This is a genomic window from Sphingomonas sp. LR55 (assembly GCF_036856015.1).
Lineage (GTDB): Bacteria > Pseudomonadota > Alphaproteobacteria > Sphingomonadales > Sphingomonadaceae > Sphingomonas.
Map to the genome: position 1 here is coordinate 2,198,951 of NZ_JASPFO010000001.1, position 24,358 is coordinate 2,223,308.

Annotated in this window: 21 protein-coding genes and 4 pseudogenes; 15 read left to right on the top strand and 10 right to left on the bottom strand. The window is 65.1% G+C overall.

All coding sequences use genetic code 11. From position 1 onward, the window contains the following. Positions 1 to 166: 166 nt before the first annotated feature. From QP181_RS10460 to QP181_RS10480, 5 genes and pseudogenes are all read right to left on the bottom strand, one after another. Entirely contained in the window at positions 167 to 562 is a 396-nt protein-coding gene (locus QP181_RS10460) for a hypothetical protein (RefSeq protein WP_333928479.1), read from the bottom strand. Continuing rightward, entirely contained in the window at positions 540 to 1,013 is a 474-nt protein-coding gene (locus QP181_RS10465) for a hypothetical protein (protein ID WP_333928480.1), read from the bottom strand. The genes QP181_RS10460 and QP181_RS10465 overlap by 23 nt, the downstream gene beginning before the upstream one ends. 453 nt (positions 1,014 to 1,466) lie before the next feature. Beyond that, positions 1,467 to 2,578 (bottom strand): annotated as a pseudogene (locus QP181_RS10470) (NAD(P)/FAD-dependent oxidoreductase). Continuing rightward, complete coding sequence (locus QP181_RS10475) at positions 2,578 to 3,171, bottom strand: alpha/beta fold hydrolase (protein ID WP_333928481.1); 594 nt, start codon at positions 3,169 to 3,171, stop codon at positions 2,578 to 2,580. Before QP181_RS10475 ends, QP181_RS10470 begins: the two are co-directional and overlap by 1 nt. 25 nt (positions 3,172 to 3,196) lie before the next feature. Beyond that, positions 3,197 to 3,616, bottom strand: coding sequence for an alpha/beta hydrolase (locus QP181_RS10480; RefSeq protein WP_333928482.1), 420 nt, complete (start codon positions 3,614 to 3,616; stop codon positions 3,197 to 3,199). Positions 3,617 to 3,635: 19 nt separating this feature from the next. Between QP181_RS10480 and QP181_RS10485 the strand changes: the two genes are divergently transcribed. The 9 genes and pseudogenes from QP181_RS10485 (at position 3,636) to QP181_RS10525 (ending at position 11,196) form a co-directional block, all read left to right on the top strand. After that, the gene (locus tag QP181_RS10485; RefSeq protein ID WP_132895340.1) at positions 3,636 to 4,112 is read left to right on the top strand and encodes an A24 family peptidase; all 477 of its coding nucleotides are present in this window, start codon (positions 3,636 to 3,638) and stop codon (positions 4,110 to 4,112) included. A gap of 46 nt (positions 4,113 to 4,158) precedes the next feature. Next, the gene (cpaB, locus tag QP181_RS10490) at positions 4,159 to 5,199 is read left to right on the top strand and encodes a Flp pilus assembly protein CpaB (RefSeq protein WP_333928483.1); all 1,041 of its coding nucleotides are present in this window, start codon (positions 4,159 to 4,161) and stop codon (positions 5,197 to 5,199) included. A gap of 1 nt (position 5,200) precedes the next feature. Next, positions 5,201 to 6,766 (top strand): type II and III secretion system protein family protein, encoded by a 1,566-nt coding sequence (locus QP181_RS10495; protein WP_333928484.1) that lies wholly within the window; start codon positions 5,201 to 5,203, stop codon positions 6,764 to 6,766. 105 nt (positions 6,767 to 6,871) lie between these two features. After that, positions 6,872 to 7,168: pseudogene (locus tag QP181_RS10500) on the top strand (CpaD family pilus assembly lipoprotein); the annotation flags it as partial. Positions 7,169 to 7,193: 25 nt separating this feature from the next. Beyond that, positions 7,194 to 7,445 (top strand): CpaD family pilus assembly lipoprotein, encoded by a 252-nt coding sequence (locus QP181_RS10505; RefSeq protein WP_333929615.1) that lies wholly within the window; start codon positions 7,194 to 7,196, stop codon positions 7,443 to 7,445. Then, positions 7,445 to 8,728, top strand: coding sequence for a pilus assembly protein CpaE (locus tag QP181_RS10510; RefSeq protein ID WP_132895343.1), 1,284 nt, complete (start codon positions 7,445 to 7,447; stop codon positions 8,726 to 8,728). The genes QP181_RS10505 and QP181_RS10510 overlap by 1 nt, the downstream gene beginning before the upstream one ends. Positions 8,729 to 8,777: 49 nt before the next feature. Next, positions 8,778 to 9,749 carry a type II secretion system F family protein gene (locus QP181_RS10515; protein WP_333928485.1) on the top strand — a complete coding sequence of 324 codons (972 nt, stop codon included), beginning with the start codon at positions 8,778 to 8,780 and terminating at the stop codon, positions 9,747 to 9,749. A 10-nt stretch (positions 9,750 to 9,759) separates the two neighbouring features. Then, positions 9,760 to 10,752, top strand: coding sequence for a type II secretion system F family protein (locus QP181_RS10520; RefSeq protein WP_132736827.1), 993 nt, complete (start codon positions 9,760 to 9,762; stop codon positions 10,750 to 10,752). Between the two features lie 54 nt (positions 10,753 to 10,806). Further along, positions 10,807 to 11,196 (top strand): hypothetical protein, encoded by a 390-nt coding sequence (locus QP181_RS10525; protein WP_333928486.1) that lies wholly within the window; start codon positions 10,807 to 10,809, stop codon positions 11,194 to 11,196. Between the two features lie 230 nt (positions 11,197 to 11,426). On the opposite strand, the gene ppdK is transcribed toward QP181_RS10525, so the two are convergent. The 3 genes and pseudogenes from ppdK to QP181_RS10540 all read right to left on the bottom strand — a co-directional run bounded on the left by ppdK (position 11,427) and on the right by QP181_RS10540 (position 17,672). Then, on the bottom strand, positions 11,427 to 14,090 hold the full coding sequence (gene ppdK / locus QP181_RS10530) for a pyruvate, phosphate dikinase (RefSeq protein WP_333928487.1): 2,664 nt from the start codon (positions 14,088 to 14,090) through the stop codon (positions 11,427 to 11,429). A 93-nt stretch (positions 14,091 to 14,183) separates the two neighbouring features. Next, a pseudogene (glyS, locus tag QP181_RS10535) lies at positions 14,184 to 16,711 on the bottom strand (glycine--tRNA ligase subunit beta). 121 nt (positions 16,712 to 16,832) lie between these two features. Beyond that, positions 16,833 to 17,672 (bottom strand): glycine--tRNA ligase subunit alpha, encoded by an 840-nt coding sequence (locus QP181_RS10540; RefSeq protein WP_093398883.1) that lies wholly within the window; start codon positions 17,670 to 17,672, stop codon positions 16,833 to 16,835. A 202-nt stretch (positions 17,673 to 17,874) separates the two neighbouring features. On the opposite strand from QP181_RS10540, the pseudogene QP181_RS10545 reads away from it, so the two are divergent. The 5 genes and pseudogenes from QP181_RS10545 to QP181_RS10565 all read left to right on the top strand — a co-directional run. Then, positions 17,875 to 18,483 (top strand): annotated as a pseudogene (locus QP181_RS10545) (TraB/GumN family protein); the annotation flags it as partial. Positions 18,484 to 18,613: 130 nt separating this feature from the next. Then, complete coding sequence (locus tag QP181_RS10550; protein WP_333928488.1) at positions 18,614 to 18,742, top strand: TraB/GumN family protein; 129 nt, start codon at positions 18,614 to 18,616, stop codon at positions 18,740 to 18,742. Between the two features lie 273 nt (positions 18,743 to 19,015). After that, the gene (locus QP181_RS10555) at positions 19,016 to 19,714 is read left to right on the top strand and encodes a 50S ribosomal protein L25/general stress protein Ctc (RefSeq protein ID WP_333928489.1); all 699 of its coding nucleotides are present in this window, start codon (positions 19,016 to 19,018) and stop codon (positions 19,712 to 19,714) included. Positions 19,715 to 19,906: 192 nt separating this feature from the next. After that, entirely contained in the window at positions 19,907 to 20,476 is a 570-nt protein-coding gene (gene pth, locus QP181_RS10560; protein ID WP_120301056.1) for an aminoacyl-tRNA hydrolase, read from the top strand. Continuing rightward, on the top strand, positions 20,473 to 21,078 hold the full coding sequence (locus QP181_RS10565; RefSeq protein WP_056047257.1) for a TIGR02466 family protein: 606 nt from the start codon (positions 20,473 to 20,475) through the stop codon (positions 21,076 to 21,078). Before pth ends, QP181_RS10565 begins: the two co-directional genes overlap by 4 nt. A gap of 307 nt (positions 21,079 to 21,385) precedes the next feature. On the opposite strand, the gene QP181_RS10570 is transcribed toward QP181_RS10565, so the two are convergent. Next, positions 21,386 to 22,450 (bottom strand): NAD(P)-dependent alcohol dehydrogenase, encoded by a 1,065-nt coding sequence (locus QP181_RS10570; RefSeq protein WP_333928490.1) that lies wholly within the window; start codon positions 22,448 to 22,450, stop codon positions 21,386 to 21,388. A 344-nt stretch (positions 22,451 to 22,794) separates the two neighbouring features. Here QP181_RS10570 and ychF point away from each other — a divergent pair, with 344 nt between their 5' ends. Next, on the top strand, positions 22,795 to 23,892 hold the full coding sequence (gene ychF / locus QP181_RS10575) for a redox-regulated ATPase YchF (RefSeq protein ID WP_060523892.1): 1,098 nt from the start codon (positions 22,795 to 22,797) through the stop codon (positions 23,890 to 23,892). A 12-nt stretch (positions 23,893 to 23,904) separates the two neighbouring features. On the opposite strand, the gene QP181_RS10580 is transcribed toward ychF, so the two are convergent. Then, positions 23,905 to 24,312: an excalibur calcium-binding domain-containing protein gene (locus tag QP181_RS10580; protein WP_333928491.1), complete on the bottom strand. Its 408-nt coding sequence runs from the start codon at positions 24,310 to 24,312 to the stop codon at positions 23,905 to 23,907. Positions 24,313 to 24,358: the final 46 nt, after the last annotated feature.

Genomic DNA, 24,358 nt, shown 5'->3' on the forward strand with positions numbered 1-24,358 from the left:
GCCGGGGCCCAACTGGGAAACGACTCTGATTAAGGACGGCGTGTCGTTACGCCGACCTTTCCAATTGGGCCCCGGCCTTCGCCGGGGTGGTAATTGCACACCTGTCGGCGGCGTTGCGCCGTGGTGACCGGACTATCAGAACCGCCGCTATCCAGCTGCCACCGCATCACGCGCCGATCATGTCGCCGAACTGCGTGTCCGCGCGGACCGCGTCCTGCCAGGACGGGTCTCGGTTCATCGTCAGGTTGATGATGACGATGCCGGCATGCGGTGGCCGGGCCGGGCGCGGCAGGCGGATCACGCGGCGGCCCGAGCGATAGGCGGCCAACGTCGTATCCTTCGCGCGGCGCGCCGCGTCAGTGGCGTGCCAGCCGACCACCGCAAGCGCGACCTGCGCGGCGTCGCTGACGGCGGTCGCGGATTGCTGGCCGCGCTCGCGTATCCGGCGCAACGACTGGCGTATCCATGACGGCTGATCGAAGGCCGACACGTCCGCCGAGCGCCACGCCACGCGCAACCCCTCGGGCACACCGGTCCAGCTATCGCCCGCCGAACCGACCACCGACGGCGCGGAGCGGATCAGATCGTGCCGGCAGCGCTGGCAACGACTGAACAGAAACCCCTGATTTTCCAGCACCAGCGGCGCGGCGACGTGCCCCGAGGCGTGACAGAGCAGGTTCATGATGGTCCTCCTTGATGATCGACGTGTTGAGATGCAGCGCGGCGAGGACGATCAGATCCCCCGGCCCCTGTTCGAGTACCTGATCGAGATTCCAGACGTCGAAATGACGGCCCATGCCGACCAGCAACGCGCGCTGTTGCACCCCGCGGCGGGCTCGCATCCACGACGCGATGCGGAGCCGGCCCTTGCCGTCCATCTGCGCGGGCGCGACGAAGCCCAGCCGCCGCCGGAGCACCGTATCGCGCGCGCCCCTCCCAGTTTCGCGCAACGTCGCCATGATGATCGTCGACGCTCGCGCGATCATAGACCAGCAGGCAAGGATCTTCGGCATGGAGACCAACGAACAGATCGTCCCGTACGCCCCTGGACTGGATCGTGACGCAGAATTGATCGGGAAGAACCAGATCGCCACGTGCGCTTATCGTAGATACCGCGCTTCCAACGAAGATATTGTCCATCCGCAACTACACCACTGCCAAGTGACCGGACCGGCGAAGCACATCTGTTTAATATCACATCGTGACATCATCGGATGCTTGTTCGTCCCGGCACTCATGGCGCGTTAACCATAGCGGGGAATTAACATTTTTTTAGTTTTACTCAAGAAACCGATTCTGTTGGTTTTCGTCCGAAAATTTCGGAATTTTATTCAATAGATTCCCAGATTTGCTTATCACAATGGTAAGCGAATTTTTTCGCGGCGGATCGTTTTCACGGCGGTGAAATCAGTTTGCGCCGTCGCGACTCGCGATTTCGAGGCTTAAACTTCGCGACGCGTCGCCTATCAGGCAAACCGATGCGGCGAGTAGCGCTGCGTATCGAGGGTCGCGATCGCGGCGTCAGGGGCAGTGCCCAGCAACAGGCTGGCAGCGAGCAAGGCGGCGGCAGGTGCCGTCTGGATCCCGAAGCCGCCCTGTCCCGCGCACCAGAAAAAGCCGGGAACATCGCGGTCGAAGCCGTAGACCGGCACGCGATCGGGCGCGAACGTCCGCAGCCCGGCCCAGCGTCGCTCGACCGCAGCGACCCGCCAGTCGACGACGCGCTCGAACCGATCGATCGCAATCGCCACGTCGATCTCTTCCGGCGCGGCATCGCAAGGATCGGTCGGGGTTTCATCGTGCGGGCTGAGCCATAACCGCCCACCCGATTCGGGCTTGAAGTAGAACCCCCGGCGATGTCCGCGACATGCGGCATGGTATCCGGCGCACCGGGATCTGTCCGCAACTGCGCCATCGTCCGGCGGTACGCCTGCAGGCCCAATGGCCTCGCCCCCGCGCCGATCGCGACGCGATCGGCCCACGCCCCGGCGGCGTTCACCAAAACTTGTGCACGCGCGGTTCCAGCGGTCGTGACGATCGTCCAGATACCGTAGGCGCGGCGTGCCTCGACGAAGGCAGCATCGGTGACGAACTGCGCGCCGGCACGCCGGCCGGTCGCGATGCTGTCCGCATGCAACGCCGCGACATCGATATAGGTGCAACTCGCTTCCTGCACGCCGAACACCCAGTCGGCTCGCAGGCCAGGGACGAACGCAGCGGGGTCGACCGGATCCAGGACCACCGCGCTATCCGCGAACGCCGCAAGGAACGCATCGATCGCCGCCTCGTCCCCCGCACGACCAATATGCACCGATCCGAGCGGTGCCAGATGACCGCCGGCGCGGAGAAGCGGCCCCGAGGCGGTGGTCAGCGGCTGGATATTCGGACCGCCATAGGTCTCCGACCAGAACGCCGCGGATCGTCCGGTGGCATGATAGCCGGGCACCGCCTCCGCCTCGAGAACCAAGACGCGCGCGTCCGATCCGAGGGCGGCGGCGAGGCTGGCGCCGGCCATGCCCGCACCGACGATCGCCACGTCGTAAACCGGTCCGAACACGGGCGTCGCGAACGCGGCCATTACGGACGCGGCGGCACGAAGGCATTGAGGAACGAATCGATGGCGCCCAAGGCCCGGTCACGCACGCCGTCCGCCTCGCGGAGGATCTCATGCGCCGATTCGCGGCCGAACCGGACGATCTGCGCATCGGGCAACCGCGCGCCGAGCCGCAAGGCCGCATGGGGATCGACCAGCTTGTCGGCTTCCGCGACAAGCATCAGCACCGGCGTCTCCATCGCCTCGATCCCCGGATCGACCGCAAGCGCAGCGGCGGCGGCAAAGCCTTGCGCCAACCACGACCAGCTCGGCGGCCCAAGGCACAGCGCGGGCTTTTCCGCCTGCCACCAGCGCTCGTCATCATAGCGTGAGGCGTCATGCGTCAGCAGCGATTGCCGCGACGCGATCGAACCGGGCCGCTCGTTGCTGCGCCAAGCACCCCGCGCGGGATTGCCGCGCGACGCCATCCACCGCGCAACACGACCGGCGATCCCGGCGCCGACCGGTGACTTCAGCCCGATCATCGGCGCGACCAGAATCGCGGCATCGGGCTGGATCGACCGTGCCGCGAGTGCGCGCACGACCATCATGCCGCCCATCGAATGTCCCAAGATCACGCGAGGTATCACGGGGGTTGGCTAGCTACCCCCGCTCCGCCACCCAGTCCGACCAGAACGCCGCCAGGTCGCGGTCATAGGTCGTGTAATCGTCGACGTGCCCGACATGGGGGTCCCCGGAAAGCCGTCCCGAGCCCCCCTGCCCGCGCCAGTCGAACGCGGTCACCGACCACCCGTGTGCATGGAGATGCGCAAACGTCTCCAGGTATTTTTCGAAGATATCACCGCGCCCCGTCTGGAACAGCACCGCGCCCCGCGACCGCCGCGATACTGCGTCGGCAGGCCAGTCGAAGCGGCGCAACGCCCAGCCGTCGGGGGCAGTCCAATACCCGATTCGTGCACCGACCGGAATCGCACGTCGAACCGCCTCGGCGCCACCACGCTGCGCTACGTGCGTGTAACCGAACGAAGAATCGGTCGGGACGGTTACTTTTTCGAAAGCCATCTTCGTTAGGGTCTAGCCGATGGGGTGGAACATTGCTCTTCCAATTTTGATTTTCGCGCTTGGAGGCCTGCTGGTGTCCGCCGGCATCGAAGACGCGCGAACGCGGGAAATCGCCAACTGGAAAAATGCCGCGGTCGCGTTGCTCGCGCCGGTCTGGTGGTACGCCAATGGGCTCGAAATCTGGCCCGACGTCGTATTGCAGCTGGGCGTCGCACTCGCGGTGTTCGCCGCGTTCCTGGTCGCGTTCCATTTCGGCCTGATGGGCGGCGGCGACGTCAAGCTTATCGTCGCGCTCGCCCTGTGGTTGCCGTTTCCGGCGTTCCTCTCGATGCTGATGGTCATGTCGATCGCAGGCGGCGTCGTCACCCTCGTCATGATGGCCGAGCGGCTTATCAAGAAGACATCGGCGGCGATCGAAGTCCCGTACGGCGTGGCTATAGCATTCGCAGGGCTGCTCGCGCTGCGCGAACCACTCCTTAATCAGTTTCAGTCATGATTAACGCCGAAGCAGAATTCCGGCGCCTGAAAGGCACGAACTAGTCATGGACAGTCGTAAAATCATATTGCTGGCTGGCGCGCTGATTGTCGCGGCCATCACAGCATTCTTTGCCAGAACGCTGATCGCCGGAAGCTCGGCGCCGCAAGCCGGGGCGGTCGCCATGACCGCGCCGGTGGTCGACGGCCCCGAGGTGCTCGTCGCGACCCGCTCGCTGCCGGTCGGCACGATCCTCGACGCGACCGCGCTGAAATTCCAGCCCTGGCCGAAGGAGCTGGTCGACAACGCCTATTATCTCCGGGACAAGACCAATCTCCAGTCGTTGCAGGGCACGGTGGTGCGCAGCATCATCACCGCCGGGCAACCGGTGACCCAAGGGTCGCTGGTAAAGCCCGGTGATCGCGGTTTCCTGGCAGCGGCGCTCGGACCTGGCATGCGCGCGGTCACGGTGCCCGTCTCGGCGCAGGCCGCGGTCGCAGGCTTCGTGTTTCCAGGCGATCGGATCGATCTGGTCCTGACGCAGACGGTCGCAGGCGGCGGCGAAGGCCAGCCGCTCAAGGTGTCCGAGACGATCATGCGCAACATCCGCGTGCTCGCGACCGACCAGCGCACCGACAATCTCGTCGGCGAAGACGGCAAAACGCAGGTCCGCACGTTTTCGAACGTGACGATCGAGGCGACGCCCAAGATGGCCGAGCAGGTGGCGGTGGCGCAGACGCTCGGCTCGCTCTCGCTGTCGCTCCGCTCGATCGCCGACAATTCGGCCGAACTCGAGGAGGCGATCGCCTCCGGGGCCGTGAAGGTACCGCAGGGCAATGATCCGAAGGCCGAAAAGGCGATGATGGTACGGCTCGCGAGCCAGCCGTCGGCAGGCGCATCGAGCTATCAGACCGGTGCTGACGTCTCGCGCTACCAGCGCAGCACGGTGCCCGGCAAAGCAATCGAAGGTGGCGGTGCGCCGATGCAGGGCATGCCGATGACGCAGTCCGGTGGTGGTGGCGGCGGTACGCCGGTCGTCCAGGGACCGGTGGTCCGGATCGCACGCGGCAACGCAATGACCATCGTTCCGGTCGGGGGGAAGAACTGACATGCGTATCCGGATGACCCCGCTGGGCTGGCCGCTGGCCGTCGCCCTGGCCGCTGCGAGTGCCGCACCGTCGGCGCCCGCCCTCGCCCAGCGCCGCGGCGCGGCGATCGCCCCGGCCGGTTCGCCGGTCGTCCAGGTCAACACCGGTCGCGGCCGGCTGGTGACGCTCGCCCGGCCGATGACCGACCTGTTCGTCGCCGACGACTCGATCGCCGATGTCCAGGTCCGCTCGCCGACCCAATTATATCTGTTCGGCAAGAAGACCGGCGAGACGACGATCTCGGCCACCACCAAGGGTGGCGCGGTCGTCTATGCGGCGACGGTTCGGGTCGGCAACAACCTCGATTCGGTCCAGCAGATGCTCGGCCTGGCGATGCCCGAAGCGCAGGTCGTCGCGACTCCGATGAACGGCCTGATCCTGCTGACCGGCACCGTCCTTGCCCCCGAGGATGCCGCCGAAGCCGAACGCCTGGTGCAGGCGTTCGTGGGTGATACAACCAAAGTCCTCTCGCGGCTGAAGACCGCGACGCCGTTACAGGTCAACCTTCAGGTGCGCGTCGCCGAAGTCAGCCGCAGCTTCGTCAAGAACATCGGCGTCAACCTGTTGACGCAGGACCGCAGCGGATCGGGAATCCTGTTCGGCAGCACGTCGGGCACGCCCGGCACGATCACCTATGATCCCACGACCGGTTTAAAGACATCGACCTATACCAAGGGTGCACAGCGCACGACGCTCGGTATCGCGGGCAAGCTGTTGGGGATGGATTTCCTGACCGCGATCGATCTCGGTGAAGCCACCGGGCAGGTGACAACGCTGGCCAATCCCAATCTCACCGCACTGTCGGGCGAGACCGGGACTTTCCTTGCTGGCGGCGAAGTCCCGATCCCGCTGGCGCAGGCGCTGGGCACGGTCTCGGTCGAGTATAAGCAATATGGCATCAGCCTGGCGTATACGCCGACGGTGCTGTCGGACGGACGGATCTCGCTCCGTGTTCGTCCAGAAGTCTCGCAGCTCGATTATTCGAACGCGGTGACGCTCAGCGGCACGCGCGTACCAGGCCTGACGACCAGGCGCACCGAGACGACCGTCGAGCTCGGCTCGGGCCAAAGCATGATGATCAGCGGCCTGTTGTCGAACAGCCACAACAACTCGTACGACAAGACCCCGGGCCTCTCGAACCTGCCGATCATCGGCGCGTTGTTCCGCTCGAACGCGTTCCAGCGCAACGAGACCGAACTGGTCATCGTCATCACGCCGTACCTGGTGAAACCGGTCAACAATGCCAGCGACATCGCGCTGCCGACCGACGGCGCGCGCGCACCGACCGATCTCGACCGGGTATTGCTCGGGACGCTCAGTGCAAGCGGCGGCGGCAAACGCCCCGTTCCGACGGTTGCCCCTGCCTCCTATGCGCACCCCTTGGTCGGCGCAGCGGCGGTGGTGCGTCCGACACCGCTCAGCGGCGATGTGCGACGTCCTGAAGACGACGTCGTGCCACCAACCACGCGCAACACCGGCGGCAAAGCCAAGAACGGCAGCGTGCCCGCGCCCGGCTTCTCGAACTGAGATGACGAACCCGAGCCGACCACGCGCCTCCCGCACCAAGGATTTCCGATGATCAACAAATCGATCCTAGCGTTCCTGATCCCCCCGCTGCTGCTCGGCGGCTGCATGGGAACGGAGAATCGCGGCCTCGAATCGGTTCATCAACCCGTCGTCAGTCGATCGGACTATGCGCTCGATCTGGGCGTCGCCGGCGGCGCGCTGGGCCGCGGGGAACAGCAGCGGCTGGCCCACTGGCTAGACGCGATGCGGCTTAGCTATGGCGACCGGGTCGCGATCGACGATCCGGCGGCGGAGGGGTATGCGGCGCGTACCGATGTCGCTGCCGTGGTTGCCCGATATGGCCTGTTGCTCGGTGCCGATGCGCCGGTAACGCCCGCACCGGTAGCGCCCGGGACGATCCGAATCGTCGTCAGCCGGATGCATGCAGATGTACCGCGCTGCCCCGACTGGTCGCGCGATCTCGACCAACGACTTCACCTCCAACACGTCGTCCAATTATGGCTGCGCGATCAACCGCAACCTTGCGGCGATGGTCGCCAACCCGGCGGATCTGGTCCGTGGCGCGCCCGGCAACGAGACGACGGATACGGCGGTGTCGTACAAGGCGATCGACACCTATCGCAAAAAGGCGCCGACCGGGGCCGGCGGCCTTGCCGCGTCCAGCACGGGAGGGAAGTGATGAACGCACCCTGGAAGCCGGGCGGCATCGCGCATCGCGAACCGTTTACCGCCTATGTCTGCGACGAGATCACCGCCGAGGCCCTTCGGCCGATCGCGAGCGAACTCGGCTGGGCGGTCGAGAAGATCCACAAGGGCGGCCTGCGCAACGCGATCCAGTCGCTGTCGGTGTCCGCATCGCCGCAGATCCTGTTCGTCGATCTCGCCGAATCGGGCGACCCGCTGAACGATATCAATGCGCTGGCCGAAGTGTGCGAGCCCGGTACGGTGGTGATCGCCGCCGGGCAGGTCAACGACGTCCGCCTCTATCGCGACCTCGTGTCGAGCGGGATCCAGGACTATCTCCTGAAGCCGCTGCACGCCGATATGCTGCGCGAGGCCTTCGGTCATGCGCAAACACTGTTGAATACGCCGAAGCATGTCGAGATCTCGACCGATCGACCGCATTGCTCGGTCGCGGTGATCGGCACGCGTGGCGGCGTCGGCGCCTCGACGGTCGCGACGTCGCTTGCCTGGTTGCTCGCGGACAAGGAAAAGCGCGCAACCGCATTGCTCGATCTCGACGTGCATTTCGGCACGGGTGCACTCAGCCTCGATCTCGAACCGGGCCGCGGCCTGACCGACGCGATCGACAATCCGAGCCGGATCGACGGGCTGTTCATCGAACGCGCGATGGTCAAGGCGTCGGAGAAACTGTCGGTGCTGTCCGCCGAAGCGCCGATCAATGCGCCGCTCGTCACCGATGGATCGGCGTTCTACCAGTTGCAGGAAGAAATGCGCGCGGCGTTCGAATGCACTGTCGTCGACCTGCCGCGGGGGATGCTAATCCAGCATCCGCAACTCGTCAGCGATGTTCAGCTCGGCGTGATCGTCACCGAACTGACGCTCGCTTCCGCCCGCGACACGATCCGCATCCTGTCGTGGATGAAGACGAACGCGCCGCAGACGCAGTTGTTCGTGCTTGCGAACCGGATGCATGCCGGCGGCCAGCTCGAGATCAGTCGCAAGGATTTCGAGGGCTCGATCGAACGCAAGATCGATTATGTCGTGCCCTTCGACCAGAAGCTCGCGGCGCAGGCGGCCAAGCTCGGCAAGCCGTTCGCCGAGGTCGGGAAGGCATCGAAGACGATCGCACCGATCATGGCACTCGTGACCGCGATCGCGTCCGCCGTCCCGGACAGTGCAGCCGATGGCGCAAAGCCGAAGGGCAAATCGCTGATCGGCAAGTTCGGCGACCTGAAGGGATTGATCCCGAAGCGCACGGTCAAGGCGAAAACCAAATGAGCCGCAGCCGGATCTTCCGGACCGCGACGAGCGGAAGGCGATAGCTGCGATGGAGATGATGCCGCTCCTGTTGGTCATCCTCGGCGCAGCGATCGTGCTGGGGATGATCGCGTTCGCGTTTGCGGGACCGTCCGCCGGACGCGCGCAGTCGCGCCGGATCGCCTCGCTGCGCGAACGTCACGGCGACGCGCTGGTGGTTGCCGAAGCGCAGCTGCGCCGAATCTCGATGAACCGCGATACCAAGATGGATCTCGCCTTCGGGCGCATCCTTCCCAATCCGGTCCAGCTCGCCAAGCGCCTCGCGATGACCGGCAAGACCTGGACGGTCGGCCAATATGGCATGGCGACCGCGGGATTACTGGTGGTCGTCGCGGCGCTGATGCTGCTCAAAGGGCTGCCGATCCTGCTCGCTTTGCTGTTCGGTGTGTTCGTCGGCGTCGGCCTGCCGCATTTCATCGTCGGCAAGACGATCCAGCGGAGGATCGGCAAGTTCACCGCGAAGTTTCCCGACGCGATCGACCTGCTGGTCCGCGGCCTGCGCTCGGGCCTGCCGATCAGCGAGACGATCGGCGTCGTCGGGCATGAGGTCGAGGGCCCGGTCGGCGAGGAGTTCCGCGCGGTCAGCGACAAGATGAAGATCGGCCGGACGATGGATGCGGCGCTGCAGGAGACTGCAGACCGGCTCGGCACGCCCGAATTCCAGTTCTTCGTGATCACGATCGCGATTCAGCGCGAGACCGGCGGCAATCTGGCGGAGACGCTCGCCAACTTGTCGCACGTGCTGCGCATGCGCGGCCAGATGAAGCTCAAGATCAAGGCGATGTCGTCGGAATCCAAGGCATCGGCGTATATCATCGGCGCCTTGCCGTTCATCGTCTTCGGGCTGATCTGGTTCATCAACGGGACCTACATGCAGAATTTCTTCATCGACGAGCGGCTGATGGCGATCGGCATGGGCGGCATGGTGTGGATGGCGATCGGCGCCTTCATCATGTCCAAGATGATCAGCTTCGAGATTTAGGGGCGCAATGATGGGCACGACGGCCGGACCAACCCTGCTCGGATTCGACGTATTATGGGTCGCGACGATCCTGTCGGGCGTTGCCGCGTTCGCGGTGATGGTCGCGATCTATGCCGCGACCACGGTCAGCGATCCGATGACCAAGCGCGTGAAGGCGCTCAACGATCGCCGCGAACAGTTGAAGGCAGGTATCACCGCCTCGACCAAGCGGCGCGCCAAGCTCGTCCAGCGCAACGACACCGCCGACAAGATGCGCGGCATGCTATCGTCGATGAAGATGTTGCAGGACAGCCAGGTCAAGGCGGTCCAGCTCAAGCTGATGCAGGCAGGGATCCGGTCGAAGGAATGGGCCCCGGCGGTGATCTTCGGCCGGCTGGTGCTGCCGATCGTGCTGGGCAGCGCCATGTTGTACTGGGTGTACGGCACCGATGGCTTCGCGACCTGGTCGCCGCTGAAGAAATACGGCCTCGTCGCGCTGACCTTTATCCTGAGCTACAAGGCGCCGGATCTGTATCTCGACAACAAGATCAAGAAGCGCTCCGACGCGATCCGTAAGGGGCTTCCCGACGCGCTCGATCTGCTTGTGATCTGCGCGGAGGCCGGGTTGACCGTCGATGCCGCGTTCCACCGCGTCGCGCGCGAACTGGGGCGGGCCTATCCCGAGCTTGGCGAGGAATTTACGCTGACTGCGATCGAGCTCGGATTCCTGACGGATCGACGGTCAGCGTTCGAGAATCTGGCACAGCGGGTGAAGCTGGATGCGGTGAAGGGCGTCGTCACGACGATGATCCAGACCGAGAAATACGGCACGCCGCTCGCGTCTGCGCTGCGCGTTCTGTCGGGCGAATTCCGCAACGAGCGGATGATGCGGGCCGAGGAGAAGGCGGCACGGTTGCCGGCGATCATGACGATCCCGCTGATCCTGTTCATCCTCCCCGTGCTGTTCGTCGTCATTCTCGGGCCGGCGGCGTGTTCGATCTCCGATGCGCTGATCAAGACCTGAAGCAACCGGCGGCGCAGCCGATCGTTGGGCTCCCGTAACAGGAGGGTTTTTACGATGCCGTTGTTTTCCACACCTACGCAGTTTGCGGCGCTTGCGCTGGTTTTCGTCGCCGGCTGGCTGTTCGGACTGGCGAGCCATCCGGGCGGGAAGAAGTGGAAGGCGCGCTATCTGGCGGAGCGCGATGCTCATGCTTCGGTGAAGAAGGATGGCGATGTTCGGGCCGCTGCGGCGGAGAAGCGGGCGGTCGAGGCCGAGCGGGAGAATGCCCGGTTGGTGAAGGATGTTGAGGCGGCGCGGGTTGCGACTCCGGTTGTCGAGCGGGCGCCGGTTGTGGATACGTCGCGGTCTGGGGCGCTGTCTTCGGCGCGGCCGGGCTATGCTCGGCCCGCGTATAATGCTGATGGGACCAAGCGTGGTTGGTTTGACTTTGATCAGCGTCGGTGAGGTGTAGGGGGCTGGGTTAGGTTAGCCCCTGCCCCCTTGTTCTCCCGCGAAGGCGGGAGGCCAGTCTGGGTCCCCGCCTTCGCGGGGAAAGATTCTTTGCTCTACTCCACCCCGGCGAAGGCCGGGGCCCAATTGGGAGCGTCGAGTAACTAGGGGCAGTCCTTCGTTACTCCGGACGTTCCAATTGGGCCCCGGCCTTCGCCGGGGTGGTGCTGTTTCTGAGCGAGCGCTTACTTCTTCGACAGTGCCGCCTGTGCCGCTGCCAGGCGGGCTATCGGAACGCGGTACGGGCTGGCGGAGACGTAATCGAGGCCGACCTTTTCGCAGAACGCGATGCTCGCCGGATCGCCGCCGTGTTCGCCGCAGATGCCGAGCTTGATGCCTGCCCGCGTCTTGCGGCCACGCTCCGCGGCAATCTCGATCAGTTCGCCGACACCTTCGACGTCGATGCTGACGAACGGGTCCTTCGCGTAGATGCCCTGCTCGACATACGCGCCGAGGAAGCGCGATGCATCGTCGCGGCTGACACCCAGCGTCGTCTGCGTCAGGTCATTGGTGCCGAACGAGAAGAACTCGCCGACTTCCGCGATTTCGCCCGCTCGCAACGCGGCGCGGGGGAGTTCGATCATCGTACCGACGAGATACTCGATCGTCCGGCCCTTTTCGGCGAACACCGCCTGCGCGGCCTTGTCGACGACCGCCTTCATCAGTTCCAGCTCGCGGCGGGTGGCGACCAGCGGGATCATGACTTCGGGGATCGGTGCCGCACCGGACTTCTCTGCGACGTCGACTGCCGCCTCGAAGATGGCCCTAGCCTGCATCTCGTAGATCTCGGGGTAGGTTACGCCGAGACGGCAGCCGCGGTGGCCGAGCATCGGGTTGAACTCGTGCAGTTCCGCCGCGCGGCGCTTCAAGGTGTCGACGTCGACACCCGCTGCGGTCGCGACTTCGGCGAATTCGGATTCCTCGTGGGGGAGGAATTCGTGAAGCGGCGGATCGAGCAGGCGGATCGTCACTGGGAGCCCCGCCATCACCTCGAGGATCTCGGTGAAGTCCTTGCGCTGTTCGGGGAGCAGCTTCTCCAAAGCGACGCGGCGCCCCTTCTCGTCCGAGGCCAGGATCATCTGGCGGACGTTGGTGATGCGGCTGCTCTCGAAGAACATGTGCTCGGTGCGGCAGAGACCGACACCCTCCGCACCGAACTCGCGGGCGACACGGCAATCTTCCGGCGTCTCGGCGTTGGCGCGCACTTTCAGGCGGCGGACCTCGTCGGCCCAGACCATCAGCGTCGCGAAATCGCCCGACAGCTCGGGCTGCACGGTCGCGACCGCGCCGATCATCACTTCACCGGTGGTGCCGTCGATGGTGAGCAGGTCGCCCTCCTTCACCTCGCGGCCGCCGCAGCGCATGATCTTCGCCTTGGCGTCGATCGAGAGCGTGCCGGCGCCGGAAACGCAGGGGCGTCCCATGCCGCGCGCCACCACTGCTGCGTGCGATGTCATCCCGCCGCGTGCGGTCAGGATGCCCTTGGCTGCGTGCATGCCGTGGATGTCGTCGGGCGAGGTCTCGGTGCGGACGAGGATCACGGCAACGCCATCCGCCGCTTTCTTCTCGGCGGCATCGGCGTCGAACACGACCGCACCCGAGGCTGCGCCCGGCGATGCGGGGAGGCCCTTGGTGAGCACGTCGCGATGCGCCTTGGGATCGAGCGTCGGGTGGAGCAGCTGGTCGAGCGCCATCGGCTCGATGCGCAGGATCGCTTCCTCGCGCGTGATCAGCCCCTCGTTCGCCATGTCGACGGCGATCTTGAGCGCAGCCTTGGCGGTGCGCTTGCCGGCGCGGGTCTGGAGCATCCAGAGCTTGGTCTTCTCGACCGTGAACTCGATGTCCTGCATGTCGCGGTAGTGGTTTTCGAGCGTGTCGAACACGTCCGCGAGTTGGGTGTAGACCTCGGGCATCGCCTCTTCCATCGAGGCGGGCTTGGCGCCGGCGTCTTCGCGCGCGGTCTTGGTCAGATACTGCGGCGTGCGGATGCCGGCGACGACGTCCTCGCCCTGCGCATTGATCAGGAATTCGCCGTAATAGGCGCGGTCGCCCTTCGACGGGTCGCGCGTGAACGCGACGCCGGTTGCCGAGGTGTCGCCCATGTTGCCGAACACCATCGCCTGGATGTTGACCGCGGTGCCCCAGCCGCCGGGGATATCATTGAGGCGGCGATAGACTTTCGCCCGCTCGGACTGCCACGAGCCGAAGACCGCGCCGACCGCGCCCCAGAGCTGGTCGTGGACGTCCTGCGGGAAGGGCTTGCCCCAGAGCTTTTCGACGAGGCCCTTATACTCCGTGACGAGTTTCCGGAGATCGTCGGCGGAGAGTTCGGTGTCGAGCGTGAAGCCCTGGTCTTCCTTGGCGATCTCCAGCGCTTCCTCGAACGCGCCGTGATCGAGTTCGAGGACGACGTCGGCGTACATCTGGATGAAGCGGCGATAGCTGTCCCAGGCGAAGCGCGCGTCCTCGGACTTGGCGGCGAGACCTTCGACGGTCTGGTCGTTGAGGCCGAGATTGAGGACGGTGTCCATCATCCCCGGCATCGAGGCGCGGGCGCCGCTCCGGACGGATACGAGCAGCGGGTCGGCGGGGTCGCCGAACGTCTTGCCGGTGACGCCCTCGATGTGCGCGAGGCCGGTGGCGACCTCGTCGCGCAGGCCTTGCGGGAACTGGCCGCCCTCGTCGTAATAGACCGCGCAGAAATCGGTCGAGATCGTGAAGCCCGGCGGGACCGGCAGGCCGATCGACGCCATCTCGGCGAGGTTCGCGCCCTTGCCGCCGAGCAGGTTCTTGTCGCCCTTGCCGCCATCCGAAACACCGCCGCCGAAGCGATACACATATTGGGTCATGGTCGGTCCTCTAAGTGCCTGTTTTTATGGGTGGGGCAAAAGTGAAGTATAGGAAGCACAGACGCTGGGAGCCGTCTGCACTTCCGGTTTCAATCAGCCCTCGATCTTCGAAAAATCTGCGACATTGTGCACTGCGGCGCGGACTCGCTCAAGTAGCGCGAGACGGGCGGAGCGCTTGGCGGGGTCGGAATCATTGACGATAACGCTATCAAAGAACGTGTCGATCGGCGCGCGGAGCGAGGCGAGCGCGGCCATCGCGGCGGCGAAATCCTCGCGTTCGATCGCGGCGGTGGCGCGGGGTTCGGCGGAGTCGAGCGCGGTCATCAGCGCGGTCTCTGCCGGTTCGGGGGTGTAGGACAATGTTTGTTGCGCGGGCCCTCTAACCACAACGTCATCCCCCGCCCCATCCGTCACCCTAGCAGCCGCGTCCGTCACCCCAGCGAACGCTGGGGTCTCCCGCGGCTCCTGTCCCTCGCTCCCCGCGGATACCCCAGCTTTCGCTGGGGTGACGGGCTTTGGTTGAGCGCCGCCTTCCTTCTTCAGGATATTGGCGGCGCGCTTGTAGCCGGCGAGCAGGTTCGCGCCGTCCTCGGTGGTCACGAACGCCTGGAGCGCGTGGACGCGCGCGAGCAGGCGGACGAGATCGTCCTCGCCCCCGAGCGCGAACACCGCGTCGATCAGGTCGTGCCGGACGCCGGCTTCGCGTTGCTGGACTTTGAGGCGGTCGGCGAAGAAGTCGAGAACCAGGGAGATTGGGGCAATGGCTGCCTCATAGGAATAGAACGATAATTGCTTCGTCCGCAGCGCTTCAAAGCCGCCTACTCGATGCGCGTTTTCTGGCTGATCGACAGGCCCCAAAATTTCGTCAGCCGACGTGAGACGCCGTAATTGAGCGTCAACGGCGTCAGGCCCAGTCGCAATTGACCGCTCGAACTGGATGTTCAGCTGTGGAAAAACGCTATCGAATTTAGCCCAGAAATTGATCTGAACTGCGACGGCTACGGCCTTTATTGCGTGAGAAAGAGCCAGACGAAGACTGGTTCGGTCAATCTGAGCGATCGTACTGAGGGATGCCCTACGCAGAGCGAATGGATCTTTCGACCCGGTTGGCGGCAGGCCGGCGGCAAAAAACATTGCAATCGTATCAAGCTTGTCCGCCAAGCTTACCGCCACCGTCACCGGGTCGGTGGGGACGTCGTCGCCTGGGCCGACCGGCTTGTAGTGGTCGCGGATGGCGGTGGCGACGGCCGGGTGCTCGCTCTGCGCGGCGGCGTAGTAGCCGCCCATCAGCCCTTGCAGCTCGGGGAACTCGCCGACCATGCCGGTGACGAGGTCTGCCTTTGCGAGGCGGGCTGCGCGCTCTGCGTGGGCGGCCAATTCCTCCCTGCAAGGGGAGGGGGACCGTCAGCCGCAGGCTGAGGGTGGAGGGGGTTCTCCGCGGACGCTGCGCTTCGTGGCGCGCCCCCTCCACCAGCTTCGCTGGTCCCCCTCCCCGTTCCGGGGAGGATTATGCCCTCTTCTACCAGCCAGCGGGCGAGCTTGGCGACGCGGTCGACCTTGTCGGCTACGGTGCCGAGCTTCTCGTGGAAGACGATCTTCGACAGCTTCTCCGCCTGCTCTTCGAGCGGGACCTTGAGGTCGGTGTCGTAGAAGAACTTCGCGTCCGACAAGCGCGCGGCGAGGACCTTGCGGTTGCCCTCGACGATCTTCGCGCCGCGGTCGTGCGCGGCGATGTTAGCGGTACAGACGAACGCGTTGGCCAGTTTTCCGTCGGCCCCGCGGCAGACGAAATATTTCTGGTTCACGCGCGCCGTGAGCTGGATCACCTCGGGCGGGACGTCGAGAAACGCGGGGTCGAACTGGCCGAGCAGGGGAATCGGCCATTCCGTCAGGCCGGCATTCTCCGCGACGAGGCCCTCGTCCTCGATCAGTTCCAACCCGGCTTGCGCGGCGGCTTCGCGGGCGTGGTCGCGGATCAGCGTGGCGCGTTCGTCGTGGTCGACGATGACGTGGCAAGCGCGCAGTTTCTCGACATAGTCGAGCGCGCCGCCGATCGTGATCTGGTACGGGTGGTGGAAGCGGTGGCCGAGCGTGGCGGCGCCGCTGGCGATGCCGGCGATCTCGAACGGCACGATCTCTTCGCCGAGCAATGCGACGATGCCTTGCAGCGGGCGGACCCACCGGAGCGACTCGGTACTGGCGGAGGCGTCGCCCCAGCGCATCGACTTCGGCCACGGGAACGCGCGGACGATCGCGGGGATCGCCTCGGCCAGAACGGCGGCGGTGGCGCGGCCGGGCTTCTCCGTGACCGCGAACAGCGTGCCGTTGCGGTCGACGAGTTGCTCGCGGGTGAGGCCGGTCTTGCGGAGGAACCCTTCGAGCGCCTGGGGGGCGGAGGTCTTGGGGCCCTTGGTTTCCTCGGAGACGGCGGCGGTCTCGAGCGGCAGGTCGCGCGCGATCAGCGTCAGGCGGCGCGGGGTCGCGTAGGTGACGATCGCGCTGGTGGCGATGCCGGCCTTGGCGAGCTCGGCGGTGAACAGCTTCGACAGGTCTTCGCGCGCACGCGCCTGCATCCGGGCTGGGATTTCTTCGGAGCGGAGTTCTAGGAGGAAATCAGTCACGCGGAACGCTCCATCTTCGCGCCATCGCGCCTTTGCGTGAGCAAGATTTTCTCACGCGAAGGCGCAAAGGCGCGAAGAGATAAGAAGGATTGATCCAGGCCTGCGGCGCTGCGGGGGCGCATCATGCTGCCCACCCGTGCTTGTCCATCCAGGCGGCGCAGGCGCCTTTGGCAAGGTCGCGGACGCGGCCCATATAGGCTTGGCGTTCGGCTACCGAGATTACGCCGCGGGCCTGGAGCAGGTTGAAGATGTGGCTGGCTTTGATCGCCTGCTCGTAGGCGGGGATCGGGAGCTTGGCGGCTAGCGAGTTCTCGCATTCCGCTACGTGCTTGCGGAACTGGTCGAACAAGGAGTCCGTGTCGGCGATCTCGAAGTTCCACTTCGACATCTCCTGCTCGTTCTCAAGGAACACGTCGCCGTAGGTCACGCCGGCATCGTTGAACGCCAGGTCGTAGACCGAGTCCTTGTCCTGGATGTACATCGCCAGGCGCTCGAGCCCGTAGGTGAGTTCGCCGGCGACGGGCTTCATGTCGAAGCCGCCCATCTGCTGGAAATAGGTGAACTGCGTCACCTCCATGCCGTCGCACCAGACCTCCCAGCCGAGCCCCCAGGCGCCGAGCGTCGGGCTCTCCCAGTCGTCCTCGACGAAGCGGATGTCGTGCTTCAGCATGTCGATGCCGATCGCGGCGAGGCTGCCGAGGTAGAGTTCCTGGAGGTTGGCGGGACTCGGTTTCAGGATGACCTGATACTGGTAGTAATGCTGGAGCCGGTTGGGGTTCTCGCCGTAGCGGCCGTCGGTCGGGCGGCGGCAGGGCTGGACGAACGCGGCGTTCCACGGTTTCGGCCCGAGCGCGCGGAGCGTCGTGGCGGTGTGGAAGGTGCCCGCGCCCATTTCCATGTCGTAGGGCTGGAGGATCAGGCATCCGTGTTCGCTCCAGTAATCGTGGAGCGTGAGGATCATGCGCTGGAAGCTAAGAGGCTTTATCACGGGCTGGGTCACAGGCTGGGTCACGGGCTGGGCTTTGGCGGATGGGGGTGCGGGAGGCAAGTGGTGCGTTGCGGCTGGGCGTCCTACATGAGGCCAAACCAATGATGAGGATGCCGTCACCTTGAAGCTGTTTTCGAAGATCGTTTCGTTCCGATCCGCGCTCTCTGCCATCGCCATGGCGTTCGCCCTGCCGGCCTGTGCGCAGGTCGCGCCAAAGCCGGCTCAGGCCGCGAACGATGCCGATCCGGCGCTCTGGGTGGTGAAGGACAAGGACACGACGATCTACCTGTTCGGGACGATCCATGTGTTGAAGCCTGGCATGACGTGGTTCGACGAAGCGGTGAAGACCGCGTTCGATCGCTCGAACCAGGTGGTGCTGGAGTTGGTGATGCCCGATCCGGCGAAGATGCAGTCGCTGGTGATGGCGACCGGCGTGTCGAAGGACGGCCCGACGCTGACCGAGCAGCTGCCTGCGGACAAGCGTGCAGCGTATGCGAAGGCGGTGACCGATCTGGGGCTGCCGGCGAATGCGTTCGATCGGTTCAAGCCGTGGCTGGCGGCGACGAACCTGTCGATCGCGCCGCTGTCGAAGCTTGGGTACGACTCGGCTAATGGGCCGGAACAGGTGATTACCGCGGCGGCGAAGGCTGCGGGGAAGCCGGTGATCGGGCTCGAGACGGCGGAGCAGCAGCTGGGGTATTTCGGGGGGCTGTCGCAGAAGGCGCAGATCCAGTTTCTGGGGAGCACGATCGACGAGTTGCCCAAGCTGGAGACGACGATGGCGACGATGGTCGACGAGTGGGCGAAGGGGGATCCTGAGGCGCTCGCCAAGGAGATGAACGATAGTTTGAAGGATCTCGCCGGAGGTGGCGAAGGTGTTGCTGGTGGATCGCAATGCGCGCTGGGCGGAGTGGGTGAAGACTCGGCTCGGGACGCCGGGGACTGTATTCATCGCGGTTGGTGCGGGGCATCTGGCGGGCAAGGATAGCGTTCAGGCGCAGTTGGCTAAGCTTGGCGTGAAGGCCGAGCGGGTGAAGTATTAAGCCACTACCGGGTTTAATCTGCCGGGTTTAATCGCGACGCCCCGCCCAACCATTCCGTCACCCCAGCGAAAGCTGGGGTCTCGTGCGGCTGGAGCGCGCTTCGTTACGGGGATACCCCAGCTTTCGCTGGGGTGACGGCATTTGGCGGGGACGCACTCCCAAGGCGCAGAATTGCTTTTGCCCCCACTTCCGCTATGCGCCCGCGCTTCCGGTCCATGGTCATCCCTGGAGGCGTGGGCGGGAAGGACAACAAACGAGTTTCGGAGAATACAGATGAGCGACCAGTTGACGCTCGCAGCCGAGACGCGTGACCGGGTTGGCAAGGGAGCCTCCCGGGCGCTGCGTCGTGATGGCCGCGTGCCTGCCGTGATCTACGGCCTGAACCAGGAACCAACCTCGGTTCACCTCGAGGAAAAGGCGCTGATGAAGGCGCTGATGACCGGCCACTTCATGAATTCCGTCGTGATGGTCAACGGCGTGCGCACGCTGCCGAAGGACGTCTCGTTCCACCCGGTTTCGGATCGTCCGATCCATGTCGACTTCCTGCGCATCGGTGCGCACTCGACCGTGACGGTCGCCGTGCCGGTCGTGTTCACCGATGAAGACGACGCACCGGGCATCAAGAAGGGCAAGGGCGTCCTCAACATCACGCGTCACGAGATCGAGCTGGTCGTCGACGCTTCGGACATCCCGAGCGAGATCACGATTTCGCTCGCCGGTCTGGAAATCGGTGATTCGATCCATATCAGCGACGTGAAGCTGCCCAAGGGCGCTGTGCCCGCGATCGACGACCGCGACTTCGCGATCGCCACGATCGTGCCGCCGACCGTGCCGACCGTCGAGGACGAGATCCTCGAGGCCGAGGTTGCCGAAGCACAGGCTGCCGAGGCTGCTGCCGAGGAAGAGACCCCGGTCGAGCCTAACGACGATGACAACGACGACGACAAGATCACGCCGCAGAAGAAGGACTGAGGGTTCAGCCCTTCGTCTTAGGATGATCTGGCGGGCGGGAAAGCTAGGGCTTTCCCGCCCGTTTTCGTATCACCTTCATGCCGGGCTTGTTCCGGCATCCACCGTTCCGCACATTCGATAGGATTGAGCGTGCGGAACGGTGGGCTCCGGCCTCCGCCGGGGTGACGGACATGTTTATGACTGGGAATTGAGATGCAGATCTGGGCGGGACTCGGCAATCCGGGGGCGCAATATGCGATGCACCGGCACAATGTCGGGTTCATGGTCGCCGACGCGATCGCCGAGGTGCACGGCTTCGGCGCGGTGAAGAAGCAGTTCCAGGGCTGGACGCAGGAGGGGCGGATCGGCTCGACCAGGATCCTGCTGCTGAAGCCCGCGACCTTCATGAACGAAAGCGGGCGCGCGATCGGCGAGGCGCTGCGGTTCTACAAGCTCGGCGTCGAGGCACTGACGGTGTTCCACGACGAACTCGATATCGCGCCGTTCCGCGTGAAGGTGAAGACCGGCGGCGGGACCGCGGGGCATAACGGCCTGCGCTCGACCGACCAGCATCTGGGGCCGGAATTTCGGCGCGTGCGGCTGGGGATCGGGCATCCGGGGCACAAGGATCGCGTGACCGGCTATGTGCTCGGCAATTATGCGAAGGCGGAGATCGAGCCGTTGAGCGACATGCTCGGCGCGGTCGCGGCGGAGGCCAAGTGGCTGGCGGAAGGCGACGACGTCCGCTTCATGAACGATGTCGCGTTGAGGATGCAGCCATGACCACCCGCTCTTTGTTTGCCACGCGGTTCTACGAGGCCGATCTCGGCGACGACGATCTGGTCGAGGAACTCGAGGATGCCGCGCTCGAACTGGCCAAGGCGGATCGCGCGGGCGTCGCGTGGTCGAAGGCGCATGGGTATCGCGGGTATACGTCGTATGCGTCGCTGAACGACCTGCCGCTGCGCGATCCGCGGTTCGGGGATCTGGTGCGGCTGCTGAACAAGCATGTCGCGCAGTTCGCGAAGGACTGCGCGTTCGATCTGGGCGGGCGGAAGTTGAAGCTGGATAGCCTTTGGGTGAACGTCCTGAAGCCTGGGGGCGCGCATTCGGGGCATATCCATCCGCATAGCGTCGTGTCGGGGACGATGTACGTGGCGATTCCGGAAGGGGCTGGGGCGTTGAAGCTGGAGGATCCGCGGTTGCCGATGATGATGGCGGCGCCGACGCGGCTGGAGGATGCGGCGGAGGATTTGCGGACGTTCGTTTATGCCGAGCCTAAGCCTGGGAGTGTGTTTCTTTGGGAGAGTTGGTTGCGGCATGAGGTCGTGCCGAATGCCGCCAAGGGTGAGCGGATCAGTATCAGTTTTAACTATCGGTGGTGAGCGGGGCGCCTGAGACAGTTCGGCATGCAAAATACCACCCCGGCGCAGGCCGGGGCCCAATTGGGAAACGTTGCTAACGAAGGACTGCCCTTCATCAGATTGGCCTTCCCACTTGGGCCCCGGCCTTCGCCGGGGTGGTGGTGTCTGGGGGAGTGTTCGGCACCTTCTTACCCCCTCCCCTTCAGGGGAGGGTTGGGGTGGGGCTTGGCCGCATAGGTTAGCCTTCGCGGCACTGCCCCACCCCGACCCTCCCCTGAAGGGGAGGGAGTTTGGGGCGGCCACTCGTTGAGCACCGCCCCCAGCCCGATCAGGCCGTCTTCATCGAGGCCATGTCGATGACGAAGCGGTACTTTACGTCGCTCTTCACCATGCGCTGATACGAGGGTTCGATCTCGTCCATGCGGATCATCTCGATGTCCGACACCAGGCCGTGCTCGTTGCAGAAATCGAGCATCTCCTGCGTCTCGGCGATGCCGCCGATCAGCGACCCGGCGATCGCGCGGCGCTTGAAGATGAGGTTGCCGACCGAGGGCGACGGATGCGCGTGCTCGGGGACGCCGACCAGAGTCATCGTGCCATCGCGCTTGAGCAGAGCGGTGAACGTGTCGAGGTTGTGGCTCGCCGCAACGGTGTTCAGGATGAAGTCGAAGCTGTTGGCGTGTTCGGCCATCGCGGCCTCGTCCTTCGACACGATCAGGTCCTTCGCGCCGAGACGCTTGGCATCGTCGCGCTTGTTCGGCGAGGTCGAGAAGACATAGACCTCGGCGCCCATCGCGTTGGCGATCTTGACGCCCATGTGGCCGAGACCACCCAGGCCGACGATGCCGACCTTCTGGCCGGGGCCGACCTTCCAGTGCTTGAGCGGCGAGTACGTCGTGATGCCGGCGCAGAGCAGCGGTGCGACCGCGGCGAGGTCGGCTTCGGGATGCGAGACCTTCAGTACGAAGCCCTGGTCGACGACGATCTTGTCCGAATAACCGCCGAAGGTGTGGCCGCCTAGCACGGGATCGGGGCCGTTATAGGTGCCGACGAAGCCGGTCGTCTCGCAATATTGCTCCTCGCCGTCCTTGCACGACGGGCACTCGCCGCAGCTGTCGACCATGCAGCCGACGCCGACGACGTCGCCGACCTTGAACTTGGTGACGTCGCTGCCGACGGCGGTGACGTGGCCGACGATCTCGTGGCCGGGGACGCAGGGGTAGAGCGTGCCTTCCCACTCGCCCTTGGCGGTGTGGAGGTCGGAATGGCAGACGCCGCAGAACGCGATGTCGATCGCGACGTCGGTCTTGCCGGGTTCGCGGCGCTCGAAGCTGAAGGGGGCGAGCGGCGTTTCGGGGGATTGCGCGGCGTAGCCGTGGGCGGTCGTGGTCATGGAGTTCCTGATCTATCTCAAGCGGGGCTCGGGATATAAGTTTCGACCATATGATAACTACCGTTCGGTATGATTATTTTGCTGCACTGCGGCAATCGAGTGGGTCGATCAGGGCTGCCGTCCAACTGAGCAACCACCCCGGCGGAGGCCGGGGCCCAGTTGGAAAGGTGGCAATAACGGCGTGCCGACCTTCCGTTAGCGACGTTGCCCAACTGGGCCCCGGCCTTCGCCGGGGTGGTGGAGATAATTGAGGTGGCGCCGATGATGCGCGCAGGCGTCCTCCGCTGGCCTTCCTCCGCGCCCTGCCCTAAAGCGCCACCACATTCTTATACCAAGGGCATATCATGGGTTTTCGCTGCGGCATCGTGGGGCTGCCGAACGTCGGCAAGTCCACTCTCTTCAACGCGCTGACCGAGACGGCCGCGGCGCAGGCGGCGAACTATCCGTTCTGCACGATCGAGCCGAACGTCGGTAACGTCGGCGTGCCCGACAAGCGGCTCGACGCGCTCGCGAAGATCGCCGGATCGCAGAAGATCATCGAGACGCAATTGGGCTTCGTCGACATCGCCGGCCTCGTGCGCGGCGCGTCGAAGGGCGAAGGACTCGGCAACCAGTTCCTCGGCAACATCCGCGAGGTCGACGCGATCGTCCATGTGCTGCGCTGCTTCGAAAACGGCGACGTGACGCATGTCGACAACAAGGTCGATCCGATCGCGGACGCCGAGACGGTCGACACCGAGCTGATGCTGAGCGACCTCGAAAGCCTCGAGAAGCGCGTCCCCAACCTCGCCAAGAAGGGCATGCAGGGCGACAAGGAAGCCAAGATCGGCGCCGCCGTGCTCGGCCAGGCGCTCGAACTGCTCCGCGAAGGCAAGCCCGCGCGGCTGACCGTGCCGAAGGACGAGGACGAGGCGCGCGTGTTCGCGCAGGCGCAGTTGCTGACCGCGAAGCCCGTGCTGTACGTGTGCAACGTCGACGAGGGCGATGCGGCGAACGGCAATGCGCTGTCGGCGCGGGTGTTCGAGAAGGCGAAGGCCGAGGGCGCCGAGGCGGTCGTGGTGTCGGCGGCGATCGAGGCGGAAATCGCGACGATGCCAGCCGAAGATCGCGGCGAGTTTCTTGGCGAGCTGGGCCTGGAAGAGACCGGCCTCGCGCGCGTCATCACCGCCGGGTACAAGCTGCTCCACCTGCTGACGTTCTTCACGGTCGGCCCGAAGGAGGCGCGCGCCTGGACCGTCCACGAGGGCGCGACCGCACCGCAGGCCGCGGGCGAGATCCACGGCGATTTCGAAAAGGGCTTCATCCGCGCCGAGACGATCGCGTTCGACGACTTCATCGCGCTGGGTGGCGAATCGAAGGCGCGCGAGGCGGGCAAGCTGCGCGCGGAAGGCAAGGCGTACGTCGTCCACGACGGCGACGTGATGCACTTCCTGCATAGCTGAGACGGTGACGGGTCAGCCGCGATAAGGTTCGCAGGCGATCCCGTCATTGTCGCCGTCCATGCCGGCGCGGTAGCCGGGCTGGCCGCGATAGAGCGGCGCGGCGCCCGCCGCCCGCGCTTCGCGGCATCCGCTATAATAGACCGAATTCTCCGATCGTGTCGCGCGAGCGGGAGGCGATCGTCCAAATGGTGCGCGATTGACGTTGTACGACGCGCTATCCTTCGGCTTGACTCCCACGATCGGTCGGTACGCGACGGCGCGGTCCGTCTCAGTGGCCTTCTCGGGCGATCGGATCGGCAACGGCGCCTGGAGAGCAGGTTCGGACCCGGCCACGACCGGGGTGGGTGCGGTCGCGGTCCAGACGCCGGCGAACATGAGTGCCGATGCGCCAGCGGTTGCGATGATGAACGCGCGTCCCATCGCCCGACGCTAATTCGAGAGGGTTGACGAAAGCTTAGCGCATCGT

Excerpts from the sequence above, each read along its gene's own strand:
- QP181_RS10465 (WP_333928480.1), bottom strand. The coding sequence starts at position 1,013 with ATGCCGAAGATCCTTGCCTGCTGGTCTATGATCGCGCGAGCGTCGACG.
- QP181_RS10480 (WP_333928482.1), bottom strand. The coding sequence starts at position 3,616 with ATGGCTTTCGAAAAAGTAACCGTCCCGACCGATTCTTCGTTCGGTTAC.
- QP181_RS10485 (WP_132895340.1), top strand. The coding sequence starts at position 3,636 with ATGGGGTGGAACATTGCTCTTCCAATTTTGATTTTCGCGCTTGGAGGC.
- cpaB (WP_333928483.1), top strand. The coding sequence starts at position 4,159 with ATGGACAGTCGTAAAATCATATTGCTGGCTGGCGCGCTGATTGTCGCG.
- QP181_RS10495 (WP_333928484.1), top strand. The coding sequence starts at position 5,201 with ATGCGTATCCGGATGACCCCGCTGGGCTGGCCGCTGGCCGTCGCCCTG.
- QP181_RS10505 (WP_333929615.1), top strand. The coding sequence starts at position 7,194 with ATGTACCGCGCTGCCCCGACTGGTCGCGCGATCTCGACCAACGACTTC.
- QP181_RS10510 (WP_132895343.1), top strand. The coding sequence starts at position 7,445 with ATGAACGCACCCTGGAAGCCGGGCGGCATCGCGCATCGCGAACCGTTT.
- QP181_RS10515 (WP_333928485.1), top strand. The coding sequence starts at position 8,778 with ATGGAGATGATGCCGCTCCTGTTGGTCATCCTCGGCGCAGCGATCGTG.
- QP181_RS10520 (WP_132736827.1), top strand. The coding sequence starts at position 9,760 with ATGGGCACGACGGCCGGACCAACCCTGCTCGGATTCGACGTATTATGG.
- QP181_RS10525 (WP_333928486.1), top strand. The coding sequence starts at position 10,807 with ATGCCGTTGTTTTCCACACCTACGCAGTTTGCGGCGCTTGCGCTGGTT.
- ppdK (WP_333928487.1), bottom strand. The coding sequence starts at position 14,090 with ATGACCCAATATGTGTATCGCTTCGGCGGCGGTGTTTCGGATGGCGGC.
- QP181_RS10540 (WP_093398883.1), bottom strand. The coding sequence starts at position 17,672 with ATGATCCTCACGCTCCACGATTACTGGAGCGAACACGGATGCCTGATC.
- QP181_RS10555 (WP_333928489.1), top strand. The coding sequence starts at position 19,016 with ATGAGCGACCAGTTGACGCTCGCAGCCGAGACGCGTGACCGGGTTGGC.
- pth (WP_120301056.1), top strand. The coding sequence starts at position 19,907 with ATGCAGATCTGGGCGGGACTCGGCAATCCGGGGGCGCAATATGCGATG.
- QP181_RS10565 (WP_056047257.1), top strand. The coding sequence starts at position 20,473 with ATGACCACCCGCTCTTTGTTTGCCACGCGGTTCTACGAGGCCGATCTC.
- QP181_RS10570 (WP_333928490.1), bottom strand. The coding sequence starts at position 22,450 with ATGACCACGACCGCCCACGGCTACGCCGCGCAATCCCCCGAAACGCCG.
- ychF (WP_060523892.1), top strand. The coding sequence starts at position 22,795 with ATGGGTTTTCGCTGCGGCATCGTGGGGCTGCCGAACGTCGGCAAGTCC.
- QP181_RS10580 (WP_333928491.1), bottom strand. The coding sequence starts at position 24,312 with ATGGGACGCGCGTTCATCATCGCAACCGCTGGCGCATCGGCACTCATG.